At 23.0% G+C, this 20,603-nt stretch carries 11 protein-coding genes; 10 read left to right on the top strand and 1 reads right to left on the bottom strand.

The window, feature by feature from the left end; genetic code table 4:
• The first annotated feature begins 37 nt into the window (after positions 1–37).
• The 4 genes from EXC47_RS02625 (at position 38) to EXC47_RS02610 (ending at position 9,806) form a co-directional block, all read left to right on the top strand.
• Complete coding sequence (locus tag EXC47_RS02625; protein WP_129646868.1) at positions 38–241, top strand: TM2 domain-containing protein; 204 nt, start codon at positions 38–40, stop codon at positions 239–241.
• A gap of 11 nt (positions 242–252) precedes the next feature.
• Positions 253–750: a hypothetical protein gene (locus EXC47_RS02620; RefSeq protein ID WP_129646866.1), complete on the top strand. Its 498-nt coding sequence runs from the start codon at positions 253–255 to the stop codon at positions 748–750.
• An 89-nt stretch (positions 751–839) separates the two neighbouring features.
• Positions 840–8,831, top strand: a complete 7,992-nt coding sequence (locus tag EXC47_RS02615) for an ABC transporter permease (RefSeq protein ID WP_129646864.1) — start codon at positions 840–842, stop codon at positions 8,829–8,831.
• Between the two features lie 15 nt (positions 8,832–8,846).
• Complete coding sequence (locus EXC47_RS02610; protein ID WP_129646862.1) at positions 8,847–9,806, top strand: ABC transporter ATP-binding protein; 960 nt, start codon at positions 8,847–8,849, stop codon at positions 9,804–9,806.
• A 119-nt stretch (positions 9,807–9,925) separates the two neighbouring features.
• Here EXC47_RS02610 and EXC47_RS02605 read toward each other — a convergent pair whose 3' ends face one another.
• Complete coding sequence (locus EXC47_RS02605; RefSeq protein WP_129646860.1) at positions 9,926–10,504, bottom strand: hypothetical protein; 579 nt, start codon at positions 10,502–10,504, stop codon at positions 9,926–9,928.
• A 71-nt stretch (positions 10,505–10,575) separates the two neighbouring features.
• Here EXC47_RS02605 and EXC47_RS02600 point away from each other — a divergent pair, with 71 nt between their 5' ends.
• The 6 genes from EXC47_RS02600 to EXC47_RS02575 all read left to right on the top strand — a co-directional run bounded on the left by EXC47_RS02600 (position 10,576) and on the right by EXC47_RS02575 (position 20,288).
• Positions 10,576–12,693, top strand: coding sequence for a HinT-interacting membrane complex protein P80 (locus EXC47_RS02600; protein ID WP_129646858.1), 2,118 nt, complete (start codon positions 10,576–10,578; stop codon positions 12,691–12,693).
• Complete coding sequence (locus EXC47_RS02595) at positions 12,693–14,051, top strand: HinT-interacting membrane complex lipoprotein P60 (RefSeq protein WP_129646856.1); 1,359 nt, start codon at positions 12,693–12,695, stop codon at positions 14,049–14,051. Before EXC47_RS02600 ends, EXC47_RS02595 begins: the two co-directional genes overlap by 1 nt.
• Position 14,052: 1 nt before the next feature.
• On the top strand, positions 14,053–14,391 hold the full coding sequence (hinT, locus tag EXC47_RS02590; protein ID WP_129646854.1) for a histidine triad protein HinT: 339 nt from the start codon (positions 14,053–14,055) through the stop codon (positions 14,389–14,391).
• A gap of 139 nt (positions 14,392–14,530) precedes the next feature.
• Entirely contained in the window at positions 14,531–15,622 is a 1,092-nt protein-coding gene (locus EXC47_RS02585) for an IS30 family transposase (RefSeq protein ID WP_129646079.1), read from the top strand.
• Positions 15,623–16,421: 799 nt separating this feature from the next.
• The gene (locus EXC47_RS02580; RefSeq protein WP_129646852.1) at positions 16,422–19,592 is read left to right on the top strand and encodes a coiled-coil domain-containing protein; all 3,171 of its coding nucleotides are present in this window, start codon (positions 16,422–16,424) and stop codon (positions 19,590–19,592) included.
• Between the two features lie 135 nt (positions 19,593–19,727).
• A complete protein-coding gene (locus EXC47_RS02575) occupies positions 19,728–20,288 on the top strand; it encodes a hypothetical protein (protein ID WP_129646850.1) in 561 nt (186 codons plus the stop codon).
• Positions 20,289–20,603 lie beyond the last annotated feature (315 nt).

Raw genomic sequence — 20,603 nt, 5'->3', positions numbered from 1 at the left:
TTTTATAATAAAAAATTAAACTTTACTTTTTAAAATTATGAAAAAAGATTGATTAACACTTGTGTTATTATCATGATTTCTTGGAACAATAGGAGTAGATAGATTTTATGCAGGAAGAATTGGTTTAGGTTTACTAAAATTATTTACAGGTGGTGGTTTTGGTATTTGAGCAATAGTTGATTTTGTGCTAGCTATTTGCGGTAAACAAAAAGATTTAAACGGTAATTTTATTACAAAATAAGGTAATTTATTATGACAGGTAAAAAAGCATCAATTATATCTTTTATATTATTTATTTTTGGTATATTTTCATTAACAGGATTCATTGTTAGATTTGTTCTTTTAAAAACACAATCTAATATAGATCCAAAAGATGTTGATGTCTCATTAATGATGACTGGTTATGTAATTATATCATTAGCTTCATTTGGGATATTAAATGTAATAGCTTTAGTATTTTATTTTATAGCTATGGTTAAAACAGGATCATCAGCAGCTAGAATATTAATGATAATTGGTTTATTTTTTCAACTTTTAGCATTTATAGGTTTAATTATTGCTATGGCTGAAAAAACAAATGTTAATAAAACAAGAACCTATATAAATAATGGAAATTATTGCAGTTCATGTGGACAATTATTACAAAAAAATAATCAAACAATACAAAATCAACAAATTAACACTCAACAAGAAGCTACTATTATTAGAGAAGTAATACATGTTAGTGGTAATGATGTAAATCCAGAATAAAATAAAAACTAAAATAAGCCTTAATACATAAAGTATTAAGGTTTTTATTTTTTTTAATATAATACATAAATATCAAAAAGAGGTTAAATATGTGAAAACTAATTAAGGAAGTTTTTAAATCTTTATCTAAAAACAAAGTAATGGTTATAGGATTAAGTATTTTAATTTTTTTAACATCTGCTATATTTACTTTACTTTTTACTTTAAGATCGACAATAGTTACTGGATTTAATAACTATAAAGAAGTTTCAAAAATGCAAGACATAACTGTTGATTTAAACTTACCAACACAAGGTACAGCTTATAATCAAGGTTATTATTTAAATGGTGAAACTTTAGACACTTTAAAATTAAAAAATAAAAAAGATTATTCTCCTATTAAATATTATGTAAAAGATCCAAAAGGAGAATATGTTAACACTGAAGAAAATATTTTAAAATTAGGAAAAGATGATTATATTAAATTATCTAATTTTAAATATGCACTTGATAATTCAGACATTAATTCAGAATATAAAGATTATTATATTAAACGTTCAAATATAGAAAATTTTTATGATATATATAAAGCAAATAAAAACAACAGTTTAGTTAATTTTAATTTAGGAACTTCAATAGAAGATGCAAATAACGCAACTTTTTTTATAACCGAAAATAGAAAATTTAAACTTTATTCTAAGGAAGAAAGTAACTATTTTGAAATATTAAATGATATTTCACTTTCTTTATCTGATTCAATTACATTTGACAAAAAATATTTATTAAGTGACGTAATGCAAATAAAATATGAAAAAGATAGTGAAAATAATGAAATTATACTAGCATATCAGCTATCGCCATTATATATTAATGTTAAAACAAAGGAAGCAACTTTTGATTATTCAAAAGGTAATAAATGAAATTATGAAAAAGAAGGTATTATTTTACCAAGTCATCTTTGAATAAGCAAATTTGGATTTTCTAAATATGTTAACGATTTTGTTTTTATTCAATCAAACAAAAATTTAGATTTAAGAAAATTTTTGGAATATCCTAATGAAAATGAAGTAAAAATAAACGAAAATTTAGTTTTTAAAAATAATATTTTAATTTCTGACCTGATTGATGATGAAAAAATGTTAACAAGAAAAAGCAATGTTTACATTCAATTTGATAAAAATAAAGAAATAAAAGTTTCAAAAGAATATTTGATGCAAAAAAGGACATTAATTAACTTTGAAAGATATAATTATTCGACTACTTTTAATGACATAAATAAATCTAAATGAACTGGAGCTTTTTATACATATATGGAATCTCTTAATAAAAACTCAAAAGTTGATTCATTAGATAAAAAGACTTTGGACGATTTATCATATTTCTCATATTGAAAAAAAATAAAAAGTACTTATTTGCTGGATTATTCAAATAATTCTTATACAAACTCTTCAATCGAATTGCCAATAAACGAATTAGATTTAGAAGTTTTATTATACAATCAAAATGAAGATAGAGAAGAACCTAATGGTAAACCTTATTCTTTAAATCAAATTTATGCTGATAAGATATTAAATATTGATAGTTATATTAAAAAATTAAATTTATCAAAAGAAGAAGAATTAAAACAAATAAATAATTCAGAAATAAGAGCCGAGAAATTTAATTTTATTAAAAGTAAGGCTTATGAAGTTACTAAAGACAAAATAATAAATGAAGTAACTAATATTGTAGGCGAAGATAATATTGGATTAAGAAAAACTATTACTGTAGATTCAATAAATGAAAAAACTAATAAGCAAAATACTTTTCATTTTGTTAATGTTGGTAATAAAGATTCAAAAGTTGAAAATGTTAAGTTAAATGTTGGTAAACTTTTTAATGAAGAAAAAGAAAAAACACCATTAACTACAATTTCAAATAATGTGAACAATGTATATACATCTAATCAAGTTCCACCTTACATAGCATCATTGATTATTCAATCTATTGGAAAAAATTTATATCCAAATGTAAATTATATTAAGCCAAAATATATTTTTGATAATGTATATGATGTAAATCCTGATGATTCGTCAGTAAATATAGAAAATTCTAAAATAGTTATTTTAAATAAATATTTTAAAGAAAATATTAAAAATAACGATGAATTAAAAGCAGAAAGCGATAAATTAAATTTAGGTATAATTTTCAGAGGCAACAATTATAAATTAGTTTCTTTAGTTAATGATAATAATACAATATATTGAAAAACAATCTATAATGAAAATTTCAAATTTAATGGTTTTGATAAAGGCTTTTTGTCAAAATGATTAGAAAAAAATAATTTAACAATTTCAACTGAGTTTATAAAGACAGATGATTTAGGTTGAGTTAAACAAGATAATCAATTAAGTAATTTAGTTTATATTCCGTTAGAATTTTTATCCCCAAAAGCTGAATTAATAAATGAAATAGTTTCATTCGGCAAAGTAGATTTTTTAACAGAAGCTATCCAAAAGTATTTACTTAATGACAATTTGGTAAAAGAAAACTTTTTATCAGAAGAAAACGTATTTGCATTTTCAGAAGCTTTGAAAAAGGCTTTAAATGAAAATAATTTTGCTAATTCTTTTTCTACTTCAAAAATTAATCAATCACAATTACCTAAAATTATGTTTGACTTATTATATTATTTAAGCCATGACGAAAGAGAAGATGTTTTAAAATCAATTTTTAATAGTATTTTAGAAAAAATTAAAGCTAAAATTTTAAATTCATCAAATGAGCTTGAAATAAGAAAAACATATTTAAAATCAGAAATTAAAAACTTATATAATTTGATATTTAATTTAACAAATATTAAATTATCTGATTATATTTCAACAAGCAACTTAGTAGATATTTCAATTGATCCTATTAAATTTATTGATAGTTTTAAAATAATTTTATTAGGTTTCGATATAAGAAAATTTAGTGAATTTGCTAAAAATTGATATGAAAATAAATACGGAAAATCAGTATTTTATTTAGATGAAAGTTATAAATATAAATTATCAAGCGGGAATATAATAAATTGATTTTTTAATTCAATTGACCAAAATACAATAAAGCAAGGTATTTCAGAGCTTATTCAAAATTTAGATTTTGAAAAATTATTAAATTTAGAAAATAGTAATTCTATATTTTCAAATTTAATAAATAAATACGCTCCAAACTTGAAAAATAGTATTAAAAAAATAATAAGTAAGATTAAAGTAAATAATTCTTTTGATACTTTGAAAAAAGGTTTAATTAATATAATTAATAATATAGATTTAGAAGTTTTATCTAACGAATTAAATAATTCTCTCGAAATTAATTATTTAAAATATGAAATAAATGAATATAACTATGAAAAAGCTAGTTACGATAAAAAAATACATAATATTTCTTTAGAAACAATAAAGCCAAGTAAAGGTATTTATTCCTTATTAAAAGGATTGTTTTTAAATCCTGGAACAAATAGGACTTTTAAAGAAAACATTGTAAAAATGCTGAATTTATCTTCACTAACGTCTGAAATTACTATAAATAATTCAGGAAAAGATTATAAAATTCTAGTTCCAAAAGATGATTCAGAAAAATTAAGTTTAACAGATTTATTATCAATATTTACTAATACTTTAAAAAATAGCAACAGTGACATTTTTATTAACTATATTATTGAAAAAGATATTGAAAACATTATAAAAACTATTTCAAATATTGAAACTAATGAACAAAATTTAATATACTTTTCAAAGCTAAATATTAGTGTTCAAAATTTACTTAAAAAGTATAATTTAACCTTCGTTAAAATTGACAAAAATATTCTTTTAAACAATTTACAAGTTATTAAAAATTTTAATAAGAGTACAATTGGAGGAACTAATCTTTTAATAAGCGAAGATGATAAGAATGCAGCTGATTTATTATTAGAATTATTTAACTTTAATGAAGGGAATTCATTCTGAAAAACTATTAAGTCTACTCTAAATACATTGACAGACAATAGTATTACTAATAAATATGCATTAGGTGCTCAAAATTTCAACATTTTTGTTCCTTGGATAAAAATAATTTCTTCTAAAGAAATAAAAAACTTAAATAATAGTGAAATAAGACTTTTTATTCAAGATTTTTTAAATTTTGCAATTGAAGAAGAAATTTTAAAAGAAGTAAATACTTTAAGTGAAACTGATAATTTACCATTTTACAAAGAAACTGGTTTTGGAATAACAAATGGTTTTTCTAATCCTGATTTAATAACTATTTTTAATAAAAATAATGATTCATATTCAAATTCAATATTTGAAAAATTTATTAACAAACACAAAAAATTTGAAGATTTAATAATTAATAATAAAAATTTATTTATAAAATTAATATCATTAATTGGATCAAGTAAAATATATAACTATAGCAATAAATATCAAAACGGTGTTTATTATCATGTTGTTAAAAAATATATTGAAAAATACTTAATTACAGATGAATTTTTAAACAATAGAGAGTTATTACTTTCTGTTTCTCAAAAATTCTTGTTATCTTTTCCAACAGAATTATTCGGTATTTCAGAAATAATAACTAATCCTATTTTAAGAATTTTATATCCTCAGATTTTAATTTCTTATGCAACTACTCAAAAAGATGAATTAGGTAATTCTAATGGTAATTTAGCAAATATAGTGTTAAATAAATTACCTAATTTTGAGCAAATTATTTTAGAAAAAAATAATGAAATATTAAACTTGTTTGATTTAATGTTTGAAAATATAGATACATCATTAAAACCACTTGATTTAGATAAAGAAATAACATTAGCTATTGATGGTGCTATGATACAAACTGTTTTTGATACAAAAAAAGCTAATAAAGTTTTTGGTCTAAATATAATAGAATTAATAAATAATGTTTTAAACAAAATTGTTGAACCTAAAGAAATTAAAGATATTGTATTTAATAATATTGAAAGTTATATTGCTAAAGTTAATTATTCATATTTAGTAAAAAATAATAAAGCTATATATAACGGTAAAATACCAGAAACAAATATCGGATTAGAATCATTAATAAATAATATTGATGACAAATATTTAATTAATATTAATGGAATTAAGTTTTTAATAGTGGGTGAAGATACAACAATAGACTATATTTATCCAATTATTGATGAAAATAATTTACAAGTAAATACAGAAAATCAAGCATTAGTATATGTAAATGATTCTGGTTTTTCAAGAGTTCAAGCTGCTTATCAAGGAAATGTTGTTAAAAAAGCATTATTAGTAAAAAATTCAACTTCATATAAAAATGTAGATTTAAAAAACAAAATAACAAATATTGTTGATAGCTCAATTAGTGACTCAAATAAATTACAAAGAGTCTTTTTATATAATGAAGTCGACCCAGTTAATCCTGAAAGATCTTTAAGAATAACAACTATTTTAGGAGTTATATCAGCAGTTTCAACATCAACATTAATTTTGATGACTATATTTATATTGCTAGTTTCTGTTTCAATTATTTTCATAATAAAAAGATATATAAGTAATAAAAATAAAGTTCTTGGAATTCTTTTAGCACAAGGATATAAACCTATAGAAATTGCTTGGTCATTAACTGTTTTTGCAGCAGTAACATCTATAATAGGCGGTGTTTTGGGCTATGTAATTGGTAATAGAGGGCAATTATTTATACAAAATATTTTTTCATTATACTGAACACTTCCAAAAGACGCTATACCATTTAGTTTCTTTACTTTATTTTTAACTGTCTTTGTTCCTTATGTTGGAATGAGTTTATTAATAATAGTTACAACATTAGTTGCGCTAAAATACAAACCAGTTGACTTAATAAGTGGAACTTTTGAAGCTCCTTCAGGGAAAACTTTTGAGAAAATAAAGAAATTTAACTCAAATAAAAATGTTAAGAAAAGATTTGCTTGAACACTTGCTTATAACGGTTTTGGTAAATTAGCTTCTTTTGGAGTTAGTGTACTTCTTACATCTGTTGCTACAATGTTCGGTTTAGCAAGTTTAAATGTATTCAAAAATACAATAAATTCTACTTATGAAAATAGAAATTATAAATTTAAAGTTGATTTAGTTACTCCTACTACTGAGGGTGGAAATTATCTAACCTTTAAGGCTAATGATTTAAATAATAGTATTTATGTTCCTATTGGTGAATTAATTGAAGGTAATAGAGAATCAGCAGATTTCTTTAAGCCTGGATACTCAAAAATAATTAATTTTAATGGAAACAATGGTAATCCAAAAAATAACGAATCTCACATATTAACACAGTTTTCAGCTAATATAAAAGTAGATTCAGGAGTTGCGGTAGATCCATGATTAGTCGCATATAATGGAATGCCTGATAGTCAAAAAGCTAAAATCGATTCTATTAGAGATCAAATAGGATATCAATTAACTTGAACTCAAAATTTAAATGATGATGGAAAATATTTAAAAATAGATTCAAATGGTTTATTAAGTTATGAGGATTTAGAAGGTAATAAGTATTCATTTTTCAAATATTATAAATCTCAATTTGATAAGCAAGGATCATTTGTTTATGCTTTATGAGACTCATCTAATAATGAATATGTTAAAACAACAATTAAAACAGGAACAAATGAAAGAAACCTTTATAGAGATTTTCTTGTAAAGGGTTATAAAAAAATAGCTGAAATTATATCGAAACAAGAAGAAAATCAATTAGAAACAGTTGATATCAAGAATTATTCAATTTCTAACAATAACTCTGATTATTGATTAGCTGATAAAAGCGATTTAAATAAGAAATGAGTTCAAGATTACTTTATAAGTTTTGGTGGAGTTCTAATTGATGAGAAATATGATGAAACTTACACATATATAGATGTTAATAAAGACAATTTAAATTATAGAATTTATGGATATAGTAAAAATATTCAAGATAAAAACTTTATTAAATTAGTTGATGAAAACAATAATAATTTGTTTGATAAGCTTAATGAAAAATATGACGAAAATATTTATCCTTTGGTAATAAATGAAGTTCTATACAATAAAAATTATTGAAAAGTTGGTGATATAGTAGATTTCAAAATTCAAAATAGAATAGATAGAAATTTAATAGAATTAACAAAGAAAATTTATGGAGAAAATTCTAAGGAATATCAAGATAAATTAAAAGAGTATAATAAAAAAACAAATATTAAATTTAAAATTGTTGGTATAAATAAAACTTTTATAAACAATGAATTGATAACTACAAAAGAAGTGGCTGATAAATTAATTGGATTTGATCAAAACAACTTATTTAATGGTGTTATTACAAAAAATGAAGTTCCAATACAAGTGACTAATTCTGCGTCATTATATTCATTGAGCGGATATTGATCAGGATATGATGGATTTGATTTAAGTAGTATAGATAAAAGCACTTTAGAAAAAATGTTTGATGAAATATATGACATCAATAATGGAGTTTTAGCTACAAGACATAAATTAAATAAAGATGAAATTGCAAAATTATTAACTGCTGATACTAACGCAAAATTCACAACCGATTTATATAAAAACGCAAGAGAATCAGCAAAAGAAAATATTGAATTGTTTGCAAACATTTACAATAATAAGTTATATATTGCATTAAGTTTAACAATAGATTCAAAAGACATAGAAGTTGGATTTACGAACCAAGTCGGTGACACAATTGAACAGATAAGCATATTTATTATTGTTATAAGTTTCGCTATATCATTAATAATTCTTATAATAATGGCAACTATAATGATTAGTGAAAATGAAAAAAATATTGCTATTTGATCTATTTTAGGTTATACACAAAAAGAAAAAATAAAAATGTTTTTTGGTATTTTTATACCTTTTATGATAGTAGCTATTTTATTATCTGTTGGCATAGTATTTTCAATAATACCGTTATTTAACTTTTTCTTATTAACCACCTCTTCAATCGCTTTATCACTTTCTCTAAAATGATGACATATTTTAATAACAATATTACTTATATTTGCAATATTCTCAATAACATCAGTGCTTGTTTGAAGGGGTATTAGTAAAATGAAACCTGTTGATTTATTAAAAGGAAAATAAAATTAAAAGGATATTATGAAAAAAAATATTAATAAAAAGAAAAATATTGATGAATACAGAATCGAAGATCAATTTGAAACAGTTGAAATAAACAAAGAAACTAAATTAACCCCCAAAAATGTTTTTGAATTATTGGATAAAAATAGCAAAAATAAGAATATAGTTGTTTCAAAAAAAATTTACCGTTTACTTAATAAAATAAATAAGTATAAAAGAAAAAAAGACGATAATTTTTCATTAAAAAATGAAGAAGATAAAGTTATAGAAGTTAAAAATGTAAGTAAATATTATGTAAATGATAATGTTGTAACAAGAGTTTTAAAAGATATATCCATGGATGTCAAAAAAGGTGAATTAATGCTAATATTTGGTATATCTGGGGGAGGTAAATCAACACTTTTAAATTTAATAAGTGGGCTTGATAGACCTTCTAAGGGTGACGTAATAGTTTGTGACAATAATTTACCTTATTTATCGGATTCGCAATTAACTCTTTTTAGAAGAAAACATGTAAGTTTTATTTTCCAAAATTATAATTTATTAGCAAATTTAAATGCTTATGATAATGTAGATACTGGAGCATATTTGCAAAAGGATTCGAGTAAAAAAGTTAATATAGAAGATTTATTTAAAAGATTTGAAATGGAAGAAGAAATGTTAAAATTCCCTTCTCAAATGTCAGGTGGACAACAACAAAGAGTTTCTATAATGCGTGCATTAGCTAAAAATTCAGAAATAATTTTCGCTGATGAACCAACTGGTGCGCTAGATGAATCAACTACAAGAATTGTCTTGAAACTTCTTTATGAAATAAACAAAGAAACTGGAGCAACAATTGTTATGGTTTCTCATAATCCTTTAATGGCTGCTATGGCTGATAGAGTTGTTCATGTAGTAAAAGGTAGAATTGACAAAATTGAAATAAATAAAAATCCAATTCATCCTGATAAATTAGATTTATTTGATCATAAATAAATTCTTGTAGATAATTAACTAAAAAGTAAAATTTAATTAAAAATATTCGGCATCAAACCGAATATTTTTAATTTATTTAAATAATTTTATTGAAATCCGTTTTTAATTTTTTTGTAACTTTAATCAGTAAATTCTTTGAAAACAGGAAAATATTCATTATTAATTTGAACTTTTTTCATGTTATTAAAATCTAAATTATCATATTTTTTAAAATTATTGACTGATGAAAATGTAACTAGCATTTTAGTATACCTATTGCTTTCAAAAAGAGTAATTAAATCAATCATTTTTACTCTTTTTTTTCTTAAATTAATTAGTCATAAGAAAAAATTTCTTTTATTTTTTCCAAAATATAAAAGTCATTTATATATTTTTTGTTTACTTAAATTCAATATTTTTTTATCATCAGTAGGTATAATCAAATCAATGAAAATTTTTTCGTTCATTACTGTAAAATAAGGAGATAAGTCTTTTTCGATATTATTTTCTAAACTTACAAAGTAATTTGGATATTTTGTGCTTAATAATAAAAAATCTTTATAGTATAGTGTAATTCTAATATCATTTCTACTAAATGACGATTCAGTCTTTTTTATAGCATCAATAGTATATTTAGAAATAGAATAATTAATGTTTTGTTCACTTAAAAAGTTTAACAAACTTTTAAATATGCTTAAGTTAATTTCTTTATTTATCATTTCATACATTATTATAAATTAAATTTTTATATATAATTATTAAATAATAATTATGTAACAAAGGAGTCGTTATGAAAAAAAAGAAGGAAAGTTTTTACGAACGTCTTTTAAAAAAGAATGCTGACCAAAATAGTCAAGGTCAATCTCCTAAAAAAAGAAAAAGTTGAAAAGCTATAGTTATTTCATCTGCTTTAATTGCTGCAATAGCAACAGGTATAACTGTACCTATTGTTATTAATACAAATAAAAAAACATATGATAATGGTTTAAATAATAATGTAGAAATTATTACATATGAAAAAGATGGAAAAACAATTAAACTAGATATAGAAAACTATTTAAACTTTAATAAAAAAGCAGAAAAATCTAATGACAAAGAAATGTTTGATGAAGTTGAACGTCAAATGATTTTTTATCTATATGAAAAAGAACAAGTTGCATCAGCAGAATTTGAAACAAAGTGAAATGATTCAAAAGAAGCCTCAGAATCAGATGTTAGAACATATAAATTACCTACAATAGCTGAATTAAAAGATAGATTTACAAAAGAATTAAACGACATTCAGAATAATTTAAGAGTTCAATATGGTAATATAAACGCAGAAACAGAATTTAATAAGTTAATTGCGACTGAACAATATGGGAATAGTAAAAGTTTTGATGAAGCAGTCGACCATTTAATTTTTGAAAAAATCAAAACTGATGCATTACGTCGTTTTAAATTATCAACAAAAGATCTTTCAAAAGAAATTACTAGAAAAAATGCTTCAGGCGAATATGTATTCCCTTGATGACATTCAAATGATTCATTAGCAAAATTTATCGAATCTGATGGAAAATATTTATCATTAGCTACCGAAAGCTTCGTCTTTAATGATTCTTATAAATCAGCTGTTCCATTTATTAAGAGCTTTGTTAAAAATAAAAAACCATATTTAATTAGTGAATTTGTTATGCCGGGCATAGTTCCTAATAAAGTTGATGGTAAATGAGCATTTGACAAAGAAATGATAAAAAGATATATGTATTACTCACCAACTTCTAGTTCATTAGATGCTGCTGTTTCAAATACTGAATTAATAAAAACTAAATTTAAACCATTTAGTGAATACGTTAAAAAAGTTATAGATAATCCAATGAATAACGGAGTTTACGATTTATCAAAAGAAGCTGTTGAATATTCAACTATACAAACATTGCTTTCTCAAGCTGATTCAAATACTAAAAATAACTGAGGAACTAATGGACTAATAACAATTGAAGAATTATTTACTCCTGATAATTTATATGAATTATTAGCAATATATCCACAACTCTTAGACTCAGCTGATAAAAATGGATCCTTAATCAAAGAAATAGATCTTTTTGCTAAGTTTGACGAAATAAGAACAGAAATTGAAACTGCTTTAGGAATAACAAAACCTGATTTAAGTACCGGAACCGAAGCTGAAAAAACCAAAAAAATAATTGAATATAATACAAAAATATTTGATTATTTCAAAGATGCTGATGATACAAAAGATACAGGTTTTACAACAAAATTATTTGAATCTAAAGTAGTCGAACCTTTATCAAAATTATTTACATCTGACGACAAAAAAGTAAATACTGTATATAAAATAACTGGTTTAGACAATGTAAGAGTTATTTTAACTTCTAAAGGAATTAAAATGTTTTATTTTTCAACTGATTTCACCTATGAAAATATTTTAGAAATGATAAAAAATGATTTTATTATTTCTAATAGATATAAATCAGTATCCGGAGCTAAATATAATGTTTTAAATAAAATTAATACAGTATTATCAAGCGAAGAACAACTTAAAATAATGTTAGAAGATACAGAATTTATTACATATTTAAAAGAAAAAAATAATCCATATTCAAAATCAGAAACTGGTGAAAAACTAGAAGCTAAATATACTGATAAAGATATTGAGGAATTAAAAGGCATAACTGAAAGATTTTCAAAATATTCAAGTATAGCTAAATTTATTACTATGTCACAAACATCAGATAGTACATTAAAAACAAAAGCAAATGAAGGAATTAATTCAGATTTAAAAACTATAAATAATGTTGTTTATTTTGCTAAAAATAATGACAATGATACAAAAGGCGTAACTGTTAAACTTGTAGAATTTATGCAAAAATTATTTAATTTAAGTAATGAAGGAGGAACAAACTAATGAAAAAGAATAAAATAATAAACACTTTTTCTCTAATTTCTCCAATAGCAGCTTTTACAGCTTTATCTTGTGGTCAAATTATAGAAACTCCTGAAAAAATAAAACAAGATAAAAACTTTAGTGATTCAAGTAATGTTAAAAAAGTTGAAAATATTTGGAAAACAATAGTTTTATCAGATATTTATAACCTAAATGTTAATTACGAAAATAATGCAATCGGTTTTGTTAATTTAGATCAAGAGTTTGTTAAAACTTTTAATGATTCTTCATCTAATTTATTTAGAGATTCATATGAAGCTTTTAAATTTTATGCAAATAATAAAATTAAAGAAGATCAATATTACTTTACAAATAAAATTAATGAGTGAAACAAAAATAATGTTTTAGGTAAAAATGTAATAAATATATTAGATCCAGCAATTGTTCCTACTGCTGACCAATTTAAAATACTTTGAAATTCTTATGAAACTGAAATTAGAGAAAAAATTCAAAATATGTTATTGGTAAAAGCTTATTTTGCAATAAATGATAAAAGTAAAATTGAAAAAATATTTAAAGAAGTTAATAATGAAACATTTAAATATGCTTCAGGAACAGAATATGCTAAATATAGCTTAGAAAATTACTTCTTAGTTAAATATGCACTTGAACAAAAATTTGTTCAATTGTGAAAACGTAATGATACATCTGCTTTTGGTAGCGACTCTTACTTTATTCAAGGATCTAAAGAAATTTCAAATATAGAAAACTTTAATGAATATTTTGAAAAAGCAAGTGATAAAGATAATAAATTGCAAGAATGAGAAGTTATTACTTCAAATGGAGATAGTGAAAAACAACTTTCTGGATATTCTGGTTTTCAAAAAGATCCTGGTTCATATGGATTACAATGAAATTATGAAGAATTAAAAAATAGCTTAAATGATGATTTATATCACGGTGTTTTTGATCCAAATAATGGTACAAGATTAATAACATTAGATCGTTTAGCAACAACAGCTGTTAGTCCTTATGTTGCAAAAAATGGTAATGATTCTGAAATAATTGTAGCTTATATAAATCAAATAGTTCCAATTGGTGGTAATGACAAAATAATGCTTCCTAAATCAGAATTTTACGATAAAGAAGTTTCTACATTAAAGGATAATGAAAAAGAAGAAGTTACTGTTCTTTCATTCAAAAATACTATATATAAAGACAAGTTAAATGAAATATCTTACATGTTTTACTTTAAAGATTCTACATTATTAGATACAGCAATCAATTCTTTTGCTGCACAAGGTATTAAAATTAAAATTAATGAAGAACTTAAACCATTATATGATTTATTAAAAGATAAAAGTTGGGTTCAAAAATAATATGAATGATGTATTTTTAAAAATAATAAATAGAGAATTACCAGCAGAGATAATTTACGAAGATGATATATGTATAGCATTTTTCGATAAATTTCCATTACAAAAAGGTCACTTTCTAGTAGTTCCAAAAACATTATCAAAAAATATAACAGAAGCTGATGATCAAACTGCTGCACACTTGATAAATGTTGCTAGAAAACTAGCAAAAGAAAGAATTTTAGATAAAGGTATTCCAGGTTTTAAAACTTTAATAAATACTGGAAAAGCAGCTGATCAAGTTATCTTTCACACTCATGTTCATATTATTCCTTACTATGAGGAAAATCAAAAAGATAATTAAATTTTATTTATAAAAGTCTCAAGTGAATTGAGACTTGCCACATTGTAATTTACATCTTGACACCCTTTTTTATGCAAAAATTAAAAAAGGGTGTTTTTTTATATAAAAAAATCCCAAGAAAAACTTGAGATCACAGCAAATGAATTATATTAAAATTAATTATAAAATAAGAAGCATTATAGATATTAGTTTAAATGTTGAAAGAAAAACTATTTCAGAAATAGCAAAAATTTTAAATATTTCAAGACAATCTATTTCAAATGAAATAAAAATAAATTCTGATTATTGAGGTTATAACTCTGAATATGCAGAAGTAAAGCATAGAAATAGAGAAAAATGAAAAAATCATTTTAAATTTATAAATAAAATGAATTCATATAAACACTACTCTAAAGAGTTTAAAAACAAATATAACAAAAAAACTTTTAGCGTTGAACTAACACATTTATATATTAAAAATAATTTTAATTTTAAGATACCAAGCATTAAAACAGTTTATAACTGGATAAATTCAAATTTATGAGTAATAAAGCGAAAAAATATTTTGAGGAAACAATACACAAAAGGCGGAAAAAGGGATGGTGGACCTGCTTATAAAAGATTAGTTGGTGCTAGATGAGTCAGACCGTTTTGAACAAGACCAAAAGAAATAAACGAAAGAAGTACTTTTGGCCATTGGGAAATAGATTTAATTGTAGGAAAACAAAAAGCAGGGCATTCACACATTCTATCATTTGTCGAAAGATACAGCAGATATGGTATTTTGGTAAAAGTTGACAGTAAAAACCCTTGGTATATTGCTTTAATATTATTTGAACTAATAAAAATATACAATTTAAATGTTAAGTCAATAACATCTGATAATGGATTTGAATTTAATTCACTTTTTATAATTGGATATAAGTTAAAAATTTTTATTTATAAGGCAGATCCTTATGCTTCTCAGCAAAGAGGAACAAACGAAAATTTTAATGGATATGTTAGACGTTTTTTTAAGAAAAAAACTGATTTTAATTTAATTTCTAATAATGAAATTTTAAAAGTTCAACGAGAAATAAACAATATTCCAAGAAAAATACATGGTTACTTAAGTGCTTCTGAAATGTATGCACTTTGTGAAATAAAAGAGCCTGGTCTAAATATACCATTAAACGAAAAACTTTACAGTTGACAAAATAAAAAACGAGAAAGTAACGGTTCAAGAAATAAATTCTGGAAAACTAAAAAATAGAAAGGAAAATGTCTTAAGTTTTTCTTTTTTTATTTCTACTTTTTTAAAAAAAGTAGCAAAAATAAATAATAATAAACTGCGTTGCTGTACTTTTTCAACCACTAAAAATAGGTGTGGTGAACCACTGCTTGTATTTTTGATTACCCGATAGTAATATTTGAAAATAATATATAAAAATGGTAACCAAATTATATTGGTTACCATGTAAAGATGTAAATTACAATTTAGCAAGTCTCAAGTGAATTGAGACTTTTATATTAAGAATTTCAAAATATTATTTATTAAAATAAAAAAACTGACAAATAGTCAGTTTTAAAATAAAATGTACTATTTTTGAGCGCAGTCGCATTTAGCACCGCATGTACAATTTGTGCAATTGCATTTGTGTTCCATAATTTTCCTTTAAAAGTATGCATTTTATTAAAATAACTAACAAAATTATATATTTTTTTTAAAAAAAGTATAAAATATATTTGATGCGTTCCCAATGTGAACGATTACTATACCCATAGGGATAGTTGCTTAAGAGTATATAACTCCTTTCACACGAATAATATTAAATTCATTTGTGTGCGAGTGAATTTAAGATTTAAATTGTCTTATGTTAAAAAAAGAAACTGAAAAAGTTTCTTTTTTATTATTAAAATTTTAAATTAAATTTATGGTTTTTATCCCGCATTTTTTCCACAAATTACTAAATTAGTTAAATATGATAAAATTATATAATAACCCTTTTTAAAATATATTATTAATATATTTTTTATTAATTAGAATTTTATGTAAAAATAAAGTAGGAAAAATGATATCAAAAAATAAAAAAGCAGCTCTAGTAACTGTTTCTGCAACTCTTGCAATAAGTGCAATAGCAGCACCTATTATTTGACATATTTTGTACTCAAAGAAAGAAAAAGAAACAGATTATAAAAAAATATCTGAATTAGATCAAAAAATTCTTTTGTTAGATAAAGATATAAAAATAAATAATGGCAAAAAAAGTGAAATTAAGAATAAAATGGATGATGTTGAAAATGAACTAAATGAATTAAAACAAGTTGTTTCATTGTTGACTGGAAAAAGTGTAGAAGATAAAGAAGTTTTTAAAAATAATGAAGATTATATTTTAGATTTTTCAAATGTTAATGAAGGATCATTACTTTATCCATTATTATTAAAACAAACAGAATTAAAAAAATTTATAAATAACGCTAAAATTACAAAAACAAATTTATTAGAAGAATTAGAAAAATTAACTAATTATTATAGAAACACAAAAGAAGAGCTAAAAAATGAATTAAATTTATTAAAAAACGAAGAAATTGAGTTAAGAAAAGAAAAAAATAGAATTATTACAAAACAAAAATATATGACTGCAATGTATAAAGCAGAAATTTTAACATTAGAATCTCAAATTGCTGTATTAAATCAAAAATATTCTGGTGAAGAAAAAAGATATAAAGATTTAGTTACAGAATTAAACCAAAGTATCCAATCACTTGAAGAAGAAAATAGAAGCTTAAATTCAGAATTAACATCTACAATTAATCTTTTAAATCAAACAAATTTAACAATAAATAAATTATTTGAAAAGTTAAAAGAGGTTTTACTTAAGCAAAAGGAAACTAATTCAATTTTTAAAATAGTTAATGATACTTATGTTGGCAAAAATTTAACAAATTTAATAATAACTAATGATATTGAAATAGATAATGCATTAAATAGTGATAGTTTACAAACTGTTCAAAATTTAGTTTTATTATTGTCTGATAATTTTTCTAAAAATATAAGAAGAATTAATGAAAACCATAAAACAATACAAACACCCATTTTAAATAAAAATTTAGAATACGTTGAAAAACTAAATATTCTTTTAGGCACAAGCGATACTTATGAAATAGGTGAAAATGGCTCTTCAGCGTTAGAAGGCTCTTTAGTTTATGATTTAAGACAACAAGCTCATGATTTAGAATTAGAATTGCAAGAATTACAAAATAATAAATTGAATTTAGAAACAAGAAAAAATGAACTTGAATCAGTCTTATTATCAACGGAAGGTACAAATTCTGAGTTAATAAGAGATTTACAACAATTAAATGAGTCTTTTTCTCAAAAGAATGAGGAAATAAATAGTTTAAATGAAGAATTAAGAATTTTAAATAATGAAAATACTTCTTTACAACAAAAAATAGATAACTATAAATCTATGTTAATAAGATTGATAGGAACAGATAGTCAAGAGTTTAATTTTGATAATTTAGCAAAAGCTGCACAGCAAGGTATTGTTAAAGATTTACATGATAAAATTGCTGCTTTGGAGACATCTAAATTAGAATCATTAGAAAGATTAGAACAAGAAAAAGAACAATTAGAACAAGAAAAAAATCGTTTAAATGAAGAACTAAATTCTACAAATTCTAATCTTGCTACTAAAGTTGGCACTATTTCAACATTAAATAATAGATTAGAAACACTAAGACATGATGAAGAAGCAAATAGAGAAGAAATTGCAAAAGTAAGAGAACAAATTCAAAGAGTTGAAAGTGAAAAAAACTCTTTAGAACAAGAAAAGCAATCTAAAGAAGAAGCTATTAATAGATTAAATGATCAAATTGACGAAAAAAATCAACAAATAGCTATTTTGGAAGAAAACGAGAGAAATTTAGACTCTCAGAAAGAGCGGAAAAACTCTTTAGAACAGGAAAAATTAAGATTAGAGGATAACTTAAGCGACACTATAAGACAAAAAGAAAGTGCACAAGAATCTTTAAATGAAGCTAATAATTTATTTAATCAAAAACAAACAGAATTACAAAATTTAAATAGAGATTTACAATCAGAAAATTTAAACAAAGAAAGATTAGAACAAGAAAAAGAGCAATTAGAACGAGATATTGAACAATTGACTGATGAAACAAACAATTCAGATTCTGAAAACGAAAGATTAAGAGAAGAATTAAATCAAAAACAATCAACATTAAATCAAAAAACAAAAGAATTAGAAAAAACTATTGAAAAAATAGATGAATTAAGAAATGCTTTATCTAATTTAAATTCTCAACTTGTTTCTTTGGAAGAAAATATTAATAATAAAACTCAAGAGAAAAATTCATTAGAAACTAGAAAAAGTGAATTAGAAAGACTAATTTCAACAATTGATAATGAAATACAAAATTTAAGTGATTCAAACGCAACTTTATCAAATGAAAATTCTAATTTAAATAATCAATTAGCCCAAATGAAAGATTCTATTAAAGAAAAACAAGCTGCTTTAGCTTTATTAAATGAACAAATTTCTTCAAATGAACAACTTGTTTCAGATAAAAATATAGAAATACAAAATTTAAGAAGAGAAAAAGAAAGATTAGAACAGGAAAAGGAACGTTTAAATCAAGAAATTAATTCATCAAACGAAGAAAACACAAGATTACAAGCTGATTTAGAAGCAAAAAATAGAGATTTAAATTCATTAACAGACAACATTAACAATTTAATTAGTGAACTTCAAACATTAAATTCTGAAATCCGAGATAAAACAAGCGAAAAAAATAATTTAAAAAATCAAATAGTAGAAACAAATCGGCAAATTTCAGAAAAGGAACAAGAAAATAGCAATTTATCAAATCAAAAAACTACTTTAGAGTCTGAAATAAATGAATTAGAAACTAAAATTTCAGATATTACAAGAAATATATCTGATAAGACTAATTCAAATCAATTGAAAGAGGAAGAAAAAAATAATTTAACAGCTTCTTTGAATAAATATAAGGCGTTATTAAATACTTTAACAGGCTCTGATCAAGATAATCAAACAATATCAGAAAAAGGACGTAATATAACAGCTGGATTAATTAAATCATTATGAGACAAAATAGATAATGCTGAAAGCAATAAAGTTACAAAAACTGCTAAAATTAATGAGTTAAATAATAAAGTTGCTTCTTTATTAGGTTCAAAAAGCGCTGAAACAGATTAACCTTCAGCTAATTCTCCTGTTGGCTCATTAAAAGAAAAATTAATAAATTTAAAAACTGTTTTTGATTCATTTACTTATAGAGAAATTTCTACTACTCTTGAAAAAAGAGATGCTATTCCGGCTATAAAAATAGGTTTGCAAGATATAGATGGTTTTGATGAATATAATGTTAGAGATACAAACTGACATAATACTATTGAAAAAAATTATTATTTATCTAATATGCAAGGAGCACCAAGATTTATAAATGTAATAAAAAATAATATTTTAGATTACAGTTTAGAACCAACAAGCGAAATTTTTGAAACATTAAAAAATAGTAATTTAATAAGTTCTGGTGCTAAAAATAATTCAAAAATTTCTATTAAAAGTAGATTAAAAATTTCTTTACCAAATGAAACTATACAAACTATGTTAAGACTTAATTTTACGAAAATAAAAGTTAAATATAAAAGAGCTCATGCATCTGATAACGATTATAGAACATATGAAATTCCTTTGAATGAAAATACATTATCTGACAATGAATTGCATTTAATTGAAGAATATAATTCAAACCCGGACACAAGTGCTATAGGGATTACTACTGTTTCTGGAAGATTTACACATACAGACAGAGGAATAAATTATATGGCTAATGAGTATTTTATAAAAATAACATCCTTAAAAGGGTGTTTTTATTTTTTTGAATGGTAAATTGTTAAAAGAATTGTTTTCTTTTTCTGATTAATAACTTAGTAAATTTAAAGATTACAAATTACACTATATTTATTAATTTAAACGCTCCAAGTCCTATGCTTAATATTTTAAGTTTGTATTACAAACTATAAATATATTAAGCAATAGTCCTTGTCGCGTATTGAATCCACAAAGTATAAGCGTTATTTTTCACCGTTATAAATATACAAACTTATTAATCAGAAATCAATAAATAAAGGGATTTTATTTCGGGACTTTATTTAGGTAATGTTCCCAAATTGAATATTTTTAATCAAATTTCACCGTACAAGG

Source organism: Mycoplasmopsis maculosa (assembly GCF_900660665.1).
In the GTDB taxonomy this organism is placed as follows: Bacteria; Bacillota_I; Bacilli_A; order Mycoplasmatales; family Metamycoplasmataceae; genus Mycoplasmopsis; species Mycoplasmopsis maculosa.
The sequence above is the reverse complement of the archived record's forward strand: the minus strand, read 5'-3'. Positions and strand labels throughout refer to the sequence as shown.